The organism is Rothia sp. HMSC065D02, from assembly GCF_001815285.1.
Taxonomy (GTDB): Bacteria; Actinomycetota; Actinomycetes; order Actinomycetales; family Micrococcaceae; genus Rothia; species Rothia dentocariosa.
Genome location: NZ_KV820092.1, coordinates 187,826 through 202,766 on the forward strand (window position 1 = coordinate 187,826; position 14,941 = coordinate 202,766).

11 protein-coding genes and 3 tRNA genes are annotated in these 14,941 nt (G+C 52.3%); 5 read left to right on the forward strand and 9 right to left on the reverse strand.

Annotated elements, in window-relative coordinates:
- Nucleotides 1–55: 55 nt before the first annotated feature.
- A complete protein-coding gene (locus HMPREF3016_RS08360; RefSeq protein ID WP_070741629.1) occupies nucleotides 56–1,573 on the forward strand; it encodes a hypothetical protein in 1,518 nt (505 codons plus the stop codon).
- Nucleotides 1,574–1,676: 103 nt separating this feature from the next.
- Here HMPREF3016_RS08360 and HMPREF3016_RS08365 read toward each other — a convergent pair whose 3' ends face one another.
- The 8 genes from HMPREF3016_RS08365 to bcp form a co-directional block, all read right to left on the reverse strand.
- Nucleotides 1,677–2,324, reverse strand: coding sequence for an MBL fold metallo-hydrolase (locus tag HMPREF3016_RS08365; protein WP_070448547.1), 648 nt, complete (start codon nucleotides 2,322–2,324; stop codon nucleotides 1,677–1,679).
- Between the two features lie 21 nt (nucleotides 2,325–2,345).
- A complete protein-coding gene (locus HMPREF3016_RS08370) occupies nucleotides 2,346–3,437 on the reverse strand; it encodes an S-(hydroxymethyl)mycothiol dehydrogenase (RefSeq protein ID WP_070448546.1) in 1,092 nt (363 codons plus the stop codon).
- 194 nt (nucleotides 3,438–3,631) lie between these two features.
- A complete protein-coding gene (locus HMPREF3016_RS08375; RefSeq protein WP_048752820.1) occupies nucleotides 3,632–4,567 on the reverse strand; it encodes an alpha/beta hydrolase in 936 nt (311 codons plus the stop codon).
- Nucleotides 4,568–4,731: 164 nt separating this feature from the next.
- On the reverse strand, nucleotides 4,732–6,027 hold the full coding sequence (locus HMPREF3016_RS08380) for a YihY/virulence factor BrkB family protein (RefSeq protein WP_070741631.1): 1,296 nt from the start codon (nucleotides 6,025–6,027) through the stop codon (nucleotides 4,732–4,734).
- A gap of 231 nt (nucleotides 6,028–6,258) precedes the next feature.
- Nucleotides 6,259–7,740 carry a malate:quinone oxidoreductase gene (locus HMPREF3016_RS08385; protein WP_070741634.1) on the reverse strand — a complete coding sequence of 494 codons (1,482 nt, stop codon included), beginning with the start codon at nucleotides 7,738–7,740 and terminating at the stop codon, nucleotides 6,259–6,261.
- 182 nt (nucleotides 7,741–7,922) lie between these two features.
- Nucleotides 7,923–9,905 (reverse strand): ABC transporter substrate-binding protein, encoded by a 1,983-nt coding sequence (locus HMPREF3016_RS08390; RefSeq protein WP_070741637.1) that lies wholly within the window; start codon nucleotides 9,903–9,905, stop codon nucleotides 7,923–7,925.
- Between the two features lie 254 nt (nucleotides 9,906–10,159).
- A tRNA-Leu gene (locus tag HMPREF3016_RS08395) sits at nucleotides 10,160–10,244 on the reverse strand.
- 65 nt (nucleotides 10,245–10,309) lie between these two features.
- Nucleotides 10,310–10,786, reverse strand: coding sequence for a thioredoxin-dependent thiol peroxidase (gene bcp, locus HMPREF3016_RS08400; RefSeq protein WP_048752813.1), 477 nt, complete (start codon nucleotides 10,784–10,786; stop codon nucleotides 10,310–10,312).
- Between the two features lie 266 nt (nucleotides 10,787–11,052).
- On the opposite strand from bcp, the gene HMPREF3016_RS08405 reads away from it, so the two are divergent.
- Nucleotides 11,053–11,125: transfer RNA gene (locus HMPREF3016_RS08405), tRNA-Lys, on the forward strand.
- A gap of 186 nt (nucleotides 11,126–11,311) precedes the next feature.
- A tRNA-Lys gene (locus HMPREF3016_RS08410) sits at nucleotides 11,312–11,384 on the forward strand.
- 114 nt (nucleotides 11,385–11,498) lie between these two features.
- Here HMPREF3016_RS08410 and HMPREF3016_RS08415 read toward each other — a convergent pair.
- A complete protein-coding gene (locus tag HMPREF3016_RS08415) occupies nucleotides 11,499–12,017 on the reverse strand; it encodes a hypothetical protein (RefSeq protein WP_013399306.1) in 519 nt (172 codons plus the stop codon).
- A 541-nt stretch (nucleotides 12,018–12,558) separates the two neighbouring features.
- Between HMPREF3016_RS08415 and HMPREF3016_RS08420 the strand changes: the two genes are divergently transcribed.
- On the forward strand, nucleotides 12,559–14,379 hold the full coding sequence (locus HMPREF3016_RS08420; RefSeq protein ID WP_070741639.1) for an acetolactate synthase large subunit: 1,821 nt from the start codon (nucleotides 12,559–12,561) through the stop codon (nucleotides 14,377–14,379).
- Nucleotides 14,379–14,879 carry an acetolactate synthase small subunit gene (gene ilvN, locus HMPREF3016_RS08425; protein WP_004004952.1) on the forward strand — a complete coding sequence of 167 codons (501 nt, stop codon included), beginning with the start codon at nucleotides 14,379–14,381 and terminating at the stop codon, nucleotides 14,877–14,879. The genes HMPREF3016_RS08420 and ilvN overlap by 1 nt, the downstream gene beginning before the upstream one ends.
- The last annotated feature ends 62 nt before the right edge of the window (nucleotides 14,880–14,941 follow it).

The window sequence follows — 14,941 nt, forward strand, 5'->3', positions numbered from 1 at the left end:
GATATCACTTAGACGGTTGAGAAGACCGGCCTCAAACACCCCCAAGGAGAACAGGATGCGCCCCACCACATCCGGAAGAGACGGCGGTGAGAGAACCTCACCTACACCGTTAGGTTCTGGTGCGTCTGGTACGCGCATTACTAACAAGCCCTCGCAACAGCGGCATAGCTCTTTAGGAACCGGGGTACCCCGCTGGAGCTCTGGGCTTCAGACAAATATTGTGGTTCCTCACGAAGAATACGATCTGCGAGAAGCGACCCGTGCTCACGGTCGCAGCTTTCTGGGAATGTTGAGGATTCGCCTAAGATACCTTATCCGCACACGGCGCGAAGAAGGATTTCTTTACAGCGCATTTGACGTTATGATGCACATGCCTGTTGCCCTGATCGGTATGACCCTTTTTCTAGTAATTGCGCGAAATCTGCATACAGTGCATGATGGCGGCTATGCTGTAGGGGCTCTTGCCTTTGCCTATACCCTCAAGATATCGACAACCCCGATTTTGGAGCGTTACTGCGGGCTTAGACTCGTATTAGGAGGCAGTGCGGTTCTGCATATTCCTGCGGTACTGTACCTCATGCATCTGTCAAATATGCTGGCTACGGAGGCCGCAGCCTCGGTCACAACTTTTGAGTATGCGGCGGCATGTATGCTGGCGGGCTACACCCTTCCGCCATGGCCTGTGATTGTGCATGAAGCTCGGTATAATCCCACAAAAACTTCTGATCCTGAGTGGCTTTTTGCCATGGTTGCATGGACGAATGTCGAAAAGCTGGCGCTGTATCCTCTGGCTGCATTTGTCTTGGTGCTTCTGAACAGCCTTATGGGTATTAACGCTGGGTTCTGGGCGGCTATTTTATTGGCTGGTTTGTTAATATTTGTTGTCGTTCTTATACCCAACGTACTTCCTAGAACTCCAAAGTCGCTCCCCTCAGATTCAGACGTGGCGCGAGCAGATGGAACCGCACAATCGCATGTACAGGAGACACCCTCAGATTCTATAAGTATGGTTCTGATCTTGGGACTCATGGTTATCAGCGGATGCATCGGATCTATCGGTTCAGCTCTGCTGGGATTCGCTCTCAATCACAATGCATTATCGCTCTACCCCTTGATGATTACAATATGCTTGGGGACGGCTGTTATCACTATGCTTCCGGTGCTTTTAGGCGCAGATAAAATTGTTCCTTGGCACGGTTGGCTTTCGAGCGGCGTTGTGCTCACACTGGCTGCACTTTTACTGCCTACTGTCGATCGAATATCAATGATGATGGTAGGCCTAGCAATCTACGGCGTGGCGTTAGGAATTGTTGTTGGCGGCCATAAATTAGCTTTGGCGCATGTGCTGGTACGCACTCCCGACACCCAGATGAGCTTCTATATTAGTGGTGCTATGGCACTAGGGCTTACTTTTGGCGCTACCTGGGGAGGGTACCTGGGAAGCGGACCCTACTACCGTAACGCCTTTATCGTTCCGATCGTTGCCGCTTGCCTATACTTCTGCATGGGACATCTTTACGGGTATCTCTGGCGCCGCCGCTACGAGGAACAACTGGCGCCATTAGACGGCTGATCAGCAAGTAGGACTTACCCATATGAATAATAATGAGGTGGTACAGGTCTTCGAGAGGAAGACCTGTACCACCTCATATATGAGCAAAAGAGTCGTGAGGTTCTTAGTGCCCGCGTTTCTTCCAAGCGTCTAGATCGGGTGCCTCTACACCGATGCCTGTGGAGTCTCCGTGACCCGTGAGAACCGCAGTGGATTCGGGCAGGGTGAGCAGCTTCGACTCGATGGAGTCGATAATAGTGTCGAAGTCGCTGTAGGAACGCCCAGTCGCTCCGGGACCGCCCTTGAAGAGAGTATCGCCCGAAAAGAGTACGCCTTCGCTGTTCTCCCAGCTGAGTTCGGGCGCGTAGAAACAGACCGACCCGGGAGAGTGTCCGGGGGTAGCGATCACATGTAGCTCGGTATTACCAGCACTGATTTTCTGCCCGTCATGCAGGGGCTCGTCGAAGTCCCAAGATGGGTACACCATTTCCCAGAGCACCCGATCCTCAGGGTTTAGGTAGACAGATGCTTTAAAACGCTCGGAGGCTTCTTGCGCAGAGCGAATATGATCATCGTGAGCGTGGGTAAGTAGAATCCTCTCGACCGTGCGACCGGCAACCTTTTTTGCGATTTTATCGACGTCATGCGCGGGGTCAATGACTGTCACACGCTGGTCATCACCAATAATCCACACGTTATTATCGACTTCCCAGGTGCCGCCGTCGAGCGAGAACGTTCCGTGAGTAACAACCCGTTCAATAATTTCAGTCATATGAGAGTTCCTTTCCCGGTTTTAAAGTTCCACCACGGAACGCAGCACTCGACCGGTTTTCATGGTTTCAAAGGCATCATTGACGTCTTCCAGCTTAATACGCTCGGAGACAAAGCCGTCTAGATCGAGGCGACCGAGCAGGTACTGATCCACGAACTCGGGGAAGTCGCGCGAAGGCAGCGTATCACCATACCAGGCGCTCTTAATAGAGCCGCCGCGCCCGAAAACCTCATCCAGGGGAATATCCCAGGTGGTGCCAGGCTCAGGAACTCCCACAAGTACCACTCGCCCGGCAAGATCGCGTGCCTCGAAAGCCTGTTTGAAGGTGGGGGCGATACCTACTGCATCTATTACCAGATCCGCACCAAACCCGCCGGTCAGCTCCCGAATAGCCTCGACCGGGTCTACCTTGGCTGAGTTTACGGTGTGTGTTGCACCCTGCTGACGTGCGCGTTCGAGCTTATCGTCATCAATATCAACGGCGATAATGGTAGTTGCTCCGCCCAGCTGCGCGCCAGCGATTGCTGCGGTGCCCACACCGCCACATCCAATAACGGCCACGGATTCTCCGCGTTTGAGCGCACCCGTATTGAGAACGGCACCCAGACCTGCGGTCACACCGCACCCGAGCAGTCCAATAGCGGCGTACTGCTCGGGAGAAATATCGGCGGTAATCTTCGTGCACTGACCCGCTGCGACAAGGGTTTTCTCGGCAAAAGAGCCAATGCCTAAAGCAGGAGTGAGCTCGGTGCCATCCTCTAGAGTCATTTTCTGGGTAGCGTTATGGGTAGCAAAGCAATACTGTGACTCGCCCTTACGACATGCACGGCATTCACCGCAGACCGCACGCCAGTTGAGGATCACAAGATCTCCGGGGACAATATCGGTCACGTCATCGCCAACTGCCTCCACTACGGCTGCTGATTCGTGCCCCAACAGGTAGGGGAAATCATCGCCCACACCGCCTGCAACATAGTGGTGATCTGTCTGGCAAACACCGCAGGTAAGAACCTTCACGAGAGCCTCGCCCGGACCGGGATCGGGTACGTGAATAGTCGTTACGGTAACGGGCTCGTTCTTAGCGAGCGCTACAACAGCTTTAACCTTGTGCATACTTTGGTTTATTCCCTTCGGGATCGTTGAAGAAGTTTTCGGGACCTCGTGCGGCTTTACCCGTCGCATAGAGCATGTATGACCACATGTTCTGACGCATCAAGATTTCTTGATACGTCTTTCCATTCTAGGGCTATCACTAGGGTCTGTACATATGAATAGCTATAAGCTAAGCGTGTTGGTGCGCAGAAAGTTTATACTGCTTGCCGGTTACTTCCCTGAGAATCGCGCGCAAAGGCTAAAGCGTTGCGCCTAAAAACGCCTGAGGTTAAGGCACTCACATGATCCCGCCCCGGAATATCAAGAAATTTTAGATACGGATGTACCCTCTGGAGCAGGGGATATAGCCTACGCCCGTCGGCAGCGATGGAGTCTTCGGAACCGATTGCGATCAGCAGAGGAACACGAGGGTACGGGAAAGGCGGGTTAGCAGCGTGAATAACGGGAATGCGCGTAGAGTCTGCAAGTGCAGACGGCAGTGAGAAGAACTCGCCGAAGGGTATATGCACAAAATCAAGAAGAGCATTGGCGCGTAGCGGTGACGATTCAATAATGCTGGTAAAGGCTTCTTCTGTCGCAGGATCTTGGGTAATGGCATTATCAGCACACGAGGCAGAAAGCATAGAGCGCAGGGCTTCGAGGTGATTGTGCAGGGGCATACCGCCCAGAATAAGCGATGCAACGCGAGATGGGTGCCTCAGAGCGAGCTCCCACCCTACCCTAGATCCGAAGGAAAAACCCACACCATGTACTTGCTGGATAGCAAGTTCGTCAAGGAGAGCAGAAAGCGTATCAGCGAAAAGAGCCATGCCGTTCTGCGGTGAACCATCTTCTGACACTGTGGTCTGGACGACCGGAAAAATACCGTGTTCTTCGATTGTTCCCACCGGGAGTTTGGCATGTACTGTAAAGTTGGAGTCTTTGAGGTATTTTCGCCCGTGAAAAGGTAAATCGACGGTTAGCACGGGTATACCCGCCCGAATGTACTGGCGAATCCAGCCGGTACCGCCCCAGAGCTGGTCGCTACGGGTTGCAAAGCCGTGTAGAAACAGAACGGGAGTTGTACCTTTTTCCGCGTCTGCAGGTGTGTAGCGGGTATATTCAAAAGGCGGTATGGGAGTCTCACACATATGTATATTTTTGCACCTGCGCGCGCTGATTGTGTAGACGAAAATATATATGACGTGTGGGGCGAAAAATCACGTTTATGACAAACACAATCGTGGTGGGTGCGGTATATTTCCGCCAACTACCACAGGTCTATCCGGTAGTGTATGTGCCGCTCATGCTGCACTTAAAAAAGCGTGTCTCGCGAAGAGTCTTGACGTTTGGAGCTGCCGTTTTGAGGATTATCGCTGTGTGGAGTGGAATCGCGGGTATGTTTTTGAGAGGACTCCGAAGCCTTCTCCTTCACGTCCCCAGAATCCTCAGAGGATTGTGCCTCCGTCGCCCCTACACGGGTATCGGAAACAGCCTGTCGAAGCATCTCAGTGTTGGTAGAAACAGCAGTCTGCACCCGTTCGAGGATTGAGGGCTCGGGCGGTTTGGGCAGCGTCTGCTGACCGCTTGCAAGGTCTTGGATCTCTTGGGCACTTGAGCTTAGGGCCTCTAACTTTTCCTGGTACTTGGTAATGGCTCGGGTGTCGCGGGGTTCCACACGCAGTTTTCCGTCGATATCCTCACCCGCTACAATTTGGCGCATCCGTTCAAATTCAGCATCGACATGAGCGCCAAAGACCAGCATATTGTTCATGATCCAGAGGAACACCAGCATGACGATGACACCACCGATAAGTCCGTAGGTAGCGTTATATTTGCTGAAATTATTGGTATAGATGGTAAAGCCTAGTCCGCCTAACCCCATGCCAAACAAGGCGATAACGGCTCCCGGCGAGGTCCACCGAATTTTAAGACGCCGCACATTGGGTGTTGCAGTGTAGAGCATCGCAATGAGAAATACCGCAAGAATGAGAATTAAAACCCAACGTCCATTGAGCCACAGAACCTTGATGAGTTCTATATCTACTCCAGGCATATAGGGCGCAACCCAGTCGAGAACTGATGCTCCCAAGAGGAACATCAGCATCATGAGAACCACAAGCACTATAACCCCGGTAGTGATGAGTACGTTATAGGGTTTGAGGAACCACCCGGGTCGTCCTTCGCGTACTCCGTATACGTTATTGAGCGCACGCCCGAAAGACCCTACATATCCGGAGGCAGACCAGAGCGCACTGAGAATACCAATGATTAATGCAAACCCGGCGCCTTGTCCATTGGTTAGCTGATGAATAGGTCCTTCCAGAATCGAGTACATTTGCTGAGGTGCACGCTCTTGGAGGAACCCTAAGATTACCTTGGCGCTGTCTTCTCCCTGCCCGAAAATTCCCAGGAGTGACAGGATCGCGAGCAAAGCAGGAAAAGCAGAGAGCACCGTGAAATAGGTGAGCGCTGCGGCTAGATCTGTTCCCCCGTGCGATCCAAAGGAAAAACCCGCGCGTCGAAAAATATAGGCGATACTGCCCTGAGGAAATTCGCGTATTTTTACATATTCTGAACGAGGAAGTGATTTTTTGCGGCGTCGTGCCATAGGAGCGTTCCTTGTCTTGGTGTTTGCTTGCGGCGCTTAGAAGTACCAAATACTTGTGGCAATAATACAGGAAATAGTTTTTCTCATGAGGAGGAACGATAGAGCGCGGCACGTATGAGTTCTCTCCACTGAAGAGTTTTACTATTACTTAACAGCGAAAACCTCCATCCAAAAACCTGTGTATGGCAGGGAACAGGACGAAGGTTTTCGAGTCAGCACCTCAAGTGTATCTTAGTTGGCGATATCTAATGTATGTGCAGTGTGAGCCATAATTTCGTCAGCGAGATCCGGATTATCGTTGAGTTTAACCCCATACCCCGGAACCAGAGCACGGATACGCGACTCCCAACCCGCGAACTGAGAGGGAAAGCACCTCTTGAGTAGGTTCAGCATAATGGGTGCTGCGGTTGAAGCCCCCGGTGATGCGCCAAGGAGAGCCGCGATAGAACCATCGGCCGAAGAAACAACCTCGGTGCCAAACTGCAGAATTCCGCCTTTCTTCGCATCCTTCTTCATAATTTGCACACGCTGACCCGCTTCAATGAGTTCCCACTCGTCGCCGTTAGCTTCAGGGTAGTAGCGGTGCAGGGACTCCAGACGCGCATTCTTATCTTTAACCAACTCGGTGAGCAGATATTTGACGAGCGACAGGTTATCGAGACCCGCACGAGTCATGGGATAGATATTGTGCAGACGAAGTGAGAGGGGCAGGTCAAGGAGAGACCCTTGCTTCAGGAAATTGGTCTTGAACCCAGCATAAGGCCCGAAAAGCAGAGAACGCTTACCATCAACATATCGAGTATCCAGGTGCGGAACAGACATCGGAGGAGCGCCTACGGATGCCTGACCATACACCTTTGCATTATGCTTAGCGGCGGTAATTTCATTGGTGTTGCGCAGGAACAGACCCGAAACCGGGAAGCCGCCGTATCCCTTACCTTCCCCAATTCCCGACTTTTGGAGCAGATGCAAGGCACCGCCTCCAGCACCAAGGAAAACAAATTTAGTATGGATTTTCAGGGGTTCTTTGGTATTGATGCGGTTAATAGCAGACACAGTCCACGTACCGTCAGATTCACGGTCAAGGTTCTTAACCTCGTAGCCGTAGCGTACTTCGACTCCCTGAGATTGTAAATAATCGATCATGCCAGTGGTAAGCGCACCAAAATCAACGTCGGTACCTTCCGGAGCCCAGGTAGCTGCGACCGGTTCTCCTTCGGAGCGGCCCTTGACCGTCAAGGGCGCCCATTGAGCAATTTGGTCGCGTTCCGTGGAGAACTGCATTCGCTCAAAAAGCTTCTGCTGGCGGAAGGAATCGTAACGTGCCGCAAGGTACTTGGAATGATCTTCGCCGAATACAAGGGACATATGGGGTACAGGGTGGATGAAATCGTTATTGGGCAGAATACCTTCATTCACAAGGGAAGCCCAGAACTGACGTGAAATCTGGAACTGCTCATTAATACCTAAGGCTTTATCGGCACTTACTTTTCCGTCGGGACCAGCGGGGGCGTAATTCAACTCGCACAGTGCAGAGTGACCGGTGCCAGCGTTATTCCACGGGTTCGAGGACTCCTGTGCGGGCTTATCAAGGCGTTCCAGAAGAGTAATATTCCAGGTGGGTTCCAATTCCTTCAAAAAGACACCAAGCGTTGCGCTCATAATACCGCCGCCCACAAGGACGACATCGGTCTGTTCAGTACGTGCTACCACTGATACTCCCAGGGGTTTGGTGCCCAGCTTTGGGCACGGTCATATGACAGTTATATGACTCTAGCGTACTCCCTGAGGGTCTGCAGGTACACATTCCGCCGAGAAAAACCCAGAATCAGTAATGTAGTTCACAAAAGAGTAGGGAAAATCTGCAAAATACATTAAATTCCACAACAGAAACTTTAGGAAATTCGCACTTTAGCAAAGAGCTCGATAGCGCTTTGTTCGGTTTCGTAGCCAATAACACGTCGATTAATACCTATGTTAGACGTAACGTTCAAAAGTGGGACCGCAGGCATAAATGCCGCTAAATCCTGGTTGATGGAACGATATTTTTCACGCTGTTCGTCTAAAGAAGTGGCGCTATCGGCTTCGCGGATCTTACTCATAATCTGTTCCAGCGTAGGCGCAGGTTCTACCTTTGCAGGAGTAATGCTGGGAGACGGGGTAGGCGATGTCTCGGCTTCGGAACTGTCCTTCGGGGCAGCGCTTGCTGACGGTGATGGAATCGGAGAATCGGCGGGATGAGCCTTCGCCTCGGGGGTATCGTGCGATACGGGGTTTAATCCCATAGCATCGATCCACTGCGCCACCAGAAGAGGTGCAAGAACCGGCCCAAGAAAAGCGTAAGGATCACGATAGGTTCCGTAGAAACCACCGAGGAGAATGCCGCGAGTAGTATTTATTTCCGTAGCGCGGGCATGATAATCGGACCAGTTCAGTGGAATAGGTTTAATATTGAGCCCAATATCGAGAAGAGCTCCGATCATCTCAGAATAGACTTTTTGGGGTGACATAATCCACGGAAGCGAAACATCAATAGGGTAGTAGCATTCGATAGTTTCGCCTGTGTAACCTGAGGCTGCGAGCAACGATTTTGCTTGGTCAACATCTCGCTTATACAGACGTTCCAGAGAGTCATCCGAGGTACGAAAAAGCCTAGGCATAAGGTGCAGTGCTTCAGAAGTTCCAGAAAGGTAATATCGGATGAGGGCACCGCGATCGACAGCTCGCGCGATAGCTCGGCGCACCGAAATATCTTTGAGAACCGGATGCGCAAGGTTGAACCCCAGATAAAGAAGCGAGAAGGGATCACGCAGCGGGTACAGGAACCCTTCACGCCCTAGAGGCCCTAAGTCATTGCCGCTTACTTGATCGCAGGCATCAACTTTATTGTCTACGAGAGCATAGTAACGCTTGTCGGAAGAATTGAGAGTCGAGAAATGTATTTCGTCGAGTTCAATCTTTTCCTGCTTGATACTCACAAATTTATCGTTGCGTATGAGAACGATATCGGTATTTTGCGAAGCGGGCGTTGAGATTTTAAAGGGCCCAGTACCGATGGGTATCTCTTTGATACGGTGGTTCTCGGTAAGTGCCTCGGGTGAAACGACGCCGAAAGCCGGTTGGGTCAGAATCCGCAAGAACGCTTGTGAAGGACGTACAAGCGTAAACACAAGTTTGGAGTCGGTGACGCGTACATCGGAAACGAGGGGAGCATAACGTAAAGGTATCTGCTCGGTGTGTTCATCAGTCTTTGGTGTATCGGCCTTGGGTGTATCTGTGTCTTCCTGAGCCGAAGGGGTTTGCGTTGCGGCGGCAGACGGTGAAGAGCTTGCCTCCTGTGATGCTTTACCTGCGTGTGGCGAGTTAGAGTGCACAATATTACCAAAACCCCAGCCGTAGAGTGGCTGAAAGGGAACGCAGCGTGCCGCCGTTTCTGGGGATGTTGCTAACGCCTGCCACCGCTGTACATTACGCAGTACGGCTTCTGCCGTAAGGGGAGTGCCATCGCTAAATGAGACCCCTTCCCGGAGCGTAAACGTATAGGTCAGACCATCTGGGCTAATCGTCCACGAGGAGGCAAGCGCCTCCTGCGGAACGCCCGTGTAATGGTCGGCACTCACGAGAGTTTCAAGAATCTGTGCTGTTACACGGTACGTCGGAGAGACCGGGTCAAAGGCGGGATCAAGAGAGTAAGGTGCCGCGCCTTGAGCAAATCTAAAGATCCTGCGGGTCTCTCCTGAACCGTTGTCGGGCGCCGAATCACCGCAGGCCGTCAAAGTATAACCCGCTGCCAGAAGAGACCCTAACCGCAGCGCAGTGCGGCGGCTGATACCGCTGTAGCTGATACCGGGGGCATCGGTTGGGGAGAGATGATTCACGGACAAGCCCTTTCATGGTGATTACTGAACCGTGATAGGTAATGCGTGGTTGATAAGGCGTTTATGTCTGGGCGAAAACACTATTCTTTTAGAATACAACGTCACGATTTAATGTCGCGATACTCAAAGAGGGTTTTAGGCACGACTCACAGCGAATTATAGGCTTAGGGATATAGCGCCAGGGTACTCTGCTGTGCGGTATATAACAAAAAGCCCGCAACTTCTTCGATAAGAAGACGTTGCGGACCCAAGGTTGGTGCGCGAGGGGGGACTTGAACCCCCACGCCGTAAGGCACAGGAACCTAAATCCTGCGTGTCTGCCAATTTCACCACTCGCGCGGGGAGCAAAGCTACCTAGGAAAGTCTACACGAGGATATAAGACTATACAAACGGAAAAATCCGACTATTTGGGGTCAATGCCAAGGTCACGGCGCAGCTTAGCAACATGGCCGGTGGCGCGTACGTTATATTGCGCCAGCTCTATGATGCCCTGCTCATTGATGACGAATGTGGAGCGGATAAGTCCTTCGTAGACTTTGCCGTAGTTTTTCTTTTCGCCCCATGCACCGTAGGCGAGTGCGACAGCGTGATCGGCATCGGAGAGAAGGGGGAAGGTGAGAGACTCTTTGGTGGTGAACTTCTCTAGGGCTGCGGGTTTGTCGGGAGAAACGCCTAAGACAACGTATCCGAGCGATTTCAAAGAGGCAAGGTTATCTCGAAAATCGCAAGCTTCTTTGGTGCATCCGGGTGTTGATGCTTTGGGATAGAAGTAGAGAATGACCTTATGCCCCGCGTAATCCGCTAGGGAATATTGCTGACCGGTGTAATCTTCCAGGGTAAAACTTGGGGCTTTTGTGCCGGGCTCTAGTCGGGTGCTCATGGTTTCTCCTTAAAAGTAGATGTTCTCGGTATTGCATGTGTTGCCGTAAACGTTCTATTTAGTGTACGGGGTTTATAGGATCTCTGGGAGGTTTTTCGCGAGGGTGTGCCATGAGATGAGGTACTGCGGTGCCATCGAGAGCATGAGCGAAAGCAAAAAATGAGAGTTTGTGTGAAGCGTCACTTATATGTAACTTGCGTGAAATATTAATTATCCGTATAGTATTTATCTGTTGTCGTACGAATGCGATACATCACCCCAAGTAAGCGCCTCTAGCTCAATTGGCAGAGCAATTGACTCTTAATCAATGGGTTCTGGGTTCGAGTCCCAGGGGGCGCACAGAATAAACCCCGTCAGTTATGGCGGGGTTTTGTTGTATACCATGGTGATTTGCAGTCGTGATGCTGGACGTTGATGTTCGCCAAAATCGCTGACTACAGCCGTGTTCGTAAGTTGCAAAACGCGCTTGATGCTCGTATAGTGTTTATCTGTTGCCGTTTCGAAGCTGCAATATTTGTTACCTAAGCGCCTTTAGCTCAATTGGCAGAGCAATTGACTCTTAATCAATGGGTTCTGGGTTCGAGTCCCAGAGGGCGCACAGAATAAACCCCGTCACTATCTGTGACGGGGTTTGCTTTTTTATACAGTCCGGCTGGATTAGTGTATATGCATTATCCGAGACAGCCCTGTATGGTACAGGCCGCTTAAGAGCCTAGAGAACAGGCCAGCGTGAGGTTACAAACTCGCGGAAGGCAGAGACGTCGCGACTTTGATTGAGAACGCCGGTCCCGTGAATGGTGGTAATCTCAGGCGCATCCTCAAAAATAAGCAGGAAAGAGCTGCCGTTCACCGATTCAATAGCCACCGAATGTTCACCTACCCGGTATGCGTGCAGCGCATTTGTGTTATCAATGGTGGATGCGGTGCCCGCAGGTGTAACATCTGGCATGCGAATAGGGGCGATAATAACCTCGTCAGGAACCTCTTGGTAGCCCACCAAAAAATGCTCCTGCATAGGTTCTTGGTGTTGGTCGATATCGGGGTTGCGGTAGATGGCGCTTCCGGTAGCGTAGACCAAGTCGTAGGCCCCATAGTTAATAATCTGCTCATCGAATGCAGGGTGGAGCACCTTGATGAGCTGTTCTCCCGTAAGAGCCTCGGCGCTCTGTGGTTGGTTAGACTGCTCCGGTGTAGGGGAGGGTGAAGCAGCCAAGTTTTGCGAGTCGGTCATGTACTCATCTTACCGGCGAAGGCGTTCTACGTCACTGCATCACGTCACATATTTACCTGGGGGAATCCTGGAGCTCGCAGATTACCGTGAGAGTCTAGGATACGAGACTCTTGCCTGCGCCGCACTGAATACTTTACAGCTATCTCGAACGCAGGGACCCCAACACGGTATCCAAAGCGTTGAGTAAGCGCTCGAAAATATATCGAAAGTACACGCAATGCGAAGAAATTAGAGAAACTCTCATAAAAACGGCGTGGAAATTTGACTCATGACATCAAGAGCGAGACTATATAAAGGTGCAAACACACAAGACGCAGCGAATTCTTAGCCTTGTCGTCGTCGCCTAGGGCGCTTCACAAGGTAGATTTTCTGTGAATAGAATGTGCGCCCTTCGCAACACCATAGCGGAGGGTATTTTTATAGCTAAAGGCGCCCGACCGGAGCCTACAGCGAGCGAAACAGTGCGTAAGATACCCGAACAGGCGGGCTTCACGCGCATCTGTCGAGAACTAGAAAACAATACAAACGAGGCATCATTATTATGACCACGGGATTTTCGATTAACTCCGCGGGTAGTGGGCAGGCTGAAGAAAAAGCCCCTGCTGCCGAACGCATGACCGGCTCGCAAGCGATTATTCGTACACTCGAACTTTTGGGTGTTACCGATGTCTTCGGTCTGCCAGGTGGCGCAATTCTGCCCACCTACGACCCCTTGATGGATTCTTCCAAAATTAACCACATCCTCGTTCGTCATGAGCAGGGGGCAGGGCATGCGGCTCAAGGGTATGCAACTTCCACCGGCAAAGTCGGCGTGTGTATTGCAACATCAGGGCCGGGAGCCACAAACCTGATCACCGCGATCGCGGACGCCAATATGGACTCCGTTCCGCTGGTAGCTATCACCGGTCAGGTTTCCACCAAACTTCTGGGCACCGACGCCTTCCAAGAAGCGGATGTGGTGGGCATGACCATGCCGATTACCAAGCACTCCTTCATGATTTCTGATCCGCAGGATATTCCGCGTGCGCTCTCTGCCGCGTTCCATATCGCCTCCACCGGACGCCCCGGCCCCGTGCTCGTGGACATCACCAAGGATGCGCAGGTCGGTATGATGGAGTTCAACTGGCCTCCCAAGGTTGAGGTACGCGGGTACACTCCCGTAACCCGTGGTCACTCCAAGCAGATTCGTGAAGCGGCCAAGCTCATCAGTGAATCCAAACGTCCCGTGCTGTACGTTGGCGGCGGTATTATCCGCTCCGGTGCATCCGAGGAGCTGGCAAAGCTCGCCGAAATTACCGGGGCTCCCGTGGTGACCACGCTGAACGCCCGTGGTGCTTTCCCAGACTCCAACCCGCAAAACCTGGGCATGCCTGGTATGCACGGCACCGTTCCCGCCGTGTTCGCTATGCAGAAATCCGATCTGCTGATTACTCTAGGGGCTCGTTTTGACGACCGCGTGACCGGTAAACTCGACTCTTTCGCCCCCGAAGCCAAGGTCATCCACATTGACGTAGACCCGGCAGAAATCTCCAAGATTCGCTTCGCAGACGTGCCGATCGTGGGTGATTTGCGCTATGTGCTCCCCGAACTCAACGAACTGCTCTCCACTGAGTTCGCCAACAAGTTGCCGAACTTGGGCGAGTGGTGGGTTGAACTTGATACCATCAAGAACGACTATCCCCTTGGGTACACCAAGACCGACGACGGCTTGGGATCCCCCCAGCACGTACTGGAGCGCTTGAGCGCCCTCACCGGCCCGGATGCTTTCTATGTAACCGGCGTGGGACAGCATCAAATGTGGGGCGCACACTTCATCGGCCAAGAGAAACCGCGGCATTTCCTCAGCTCAGCAGGACTCGGCACTATGGGATACTGCGTTCCCGCCGCTATGGGCGTGAAAGTTGCCAACCCAGGCTCCATCGTTTGGGCTATTGATGGTGACGGCTGTTTTCAGATGACCAACCAGGAACTTGCCACCTGCGCACAGAACAACATCCCCATCAAGGTTGCCGTGGTCAATAACTCCTCGCTGGGTATGGTGCGTCAGTGGCAGGCACTCTTCTACGATGGTCGATACTCCAACACCCACCTGCGCACCGGGCACGGAACCGACCGCATCCCTGACTTTGTGAAGCTTGGCGATGCCTATGGATGCGCCACTTTCCGCTGCGAGAGGGACGAAGATGTGGACGAGGTTATCAAACAAGCACTCGCTATCAACGACCGTCCTGTGGTGATTGACTTTACCGTGAGCCCCGATGCCATGGTGTGGCCGATGGTGCCCGCCGGCGTATCAAACGACCTCATCCAAATCGCTAAAAACACGTCACCCGATTTCGGTCGAGAAGAGGGAGAAAACTAATGAGCCTGCACACCCTATCCGTTTTAGTTGAAGACAAACCCGGTGTGCTCTCACGCGTGACCGGTTTGTTCTCTCGCCGCATGTTCAATATTCAGTCTTTGGCGGTGGGTCCCACTGAGGTTCCCGACGTTTCGCGCATCACAATTGTTGCTGATGGTGAGCCTGAGACTTTGGAACAGCTCACTAAGCAGCTCAACAAGCTGATCCATGTGCTTAAGGTGGTGGAGCTGGCCCCAGAGACTTCAACACAGCGTGATCACATCATGGTTAAGGTCAAGGCGGATGCCGCCGCTCGCCTGCAGGTTGTGCAGGCCGCTGATCTTTTCCGTGCTTCGGTTATTGATGTCTCTACCGAATCCGTGGTGATTGAAGCAACCGGTTCTCCCGAAAAGCTTAACGCCTTGCTTGATGTTCTTGAACCTTACGGAGTGCGAGAGATCGTGCGTGCTGGGACCATTGCACTCTCTCGTGGTCCACGTTCCATGAGTGAACGTATCTAACGCTAAAACCCTGTCAGGATGTGGGAAGCACCGCCCGCGGTTTGATACTTCCCGCATCCTGA

Coding starts and splice junctions, on each gene's coding strand:
- bcp (WP_048752813.1), bottom strand. CDS start 10,786: ATGAGCACCCGACTAGAGCCCGGCACAAAAGCCCCAAGTTTTACCCTG.
- HMPREF3016_RS08415 (WP_013399306.1), bottom strand. CDS start 12,017: ATGACCGACTCGCAAAACTTGGCTGCTTCACCCTCCCCTACACCGGAG.
- HMPREF3016_RS08370 (WP_070448546.1), bottom strand. CDS start 3,437: ATGCACAAGGTTAAAGCTGTTGTAGCGCTCGCTAAGAACGAGCCCGTT.
- HMPREF3016_RS08365 (WP_070448547.1), bottom strand. CDS start 2,324: ATGACTGAAATTATTGAACGGGTTGTTACTCACGGAACGTTCTCGCTC.
- HMPREF3016_RS08420 (WP_070741639.1), top strand. CDS start 12,559: ATGACCACGGGATTTTCGATTAACTCCGCGGGTAGTGGGCAGGCTGAA.
- HMPREF3016_RS08360 (WP_070741629.1), top strand. CDS start 56: ATGCGCCCCACCACATCCGGAAGAGACGGCGGTGAGAGAACCTCACCT.
- ilvN (WP_004004952.1), top strand. CDS start 14,379: ATGAGCCTGCACACCCTATCCGTTTTAGTTGAAGACAAACCCGGTGTG.
- HMPREF3016_RS08380 (WP_070741631.1), bottom strand. CDS start 6,027: ATGGCACGACGCCGCAAAAAATCACTTCCTCGTTCAGAATATGTAAAA.
- HMPREF3016_RS08375 (WP_048752820.1), bottom strand. CDS start 4,567: ATGTGTGAGACTCCCATACCGCCTTTTGAATATACCCGCTACACACCT.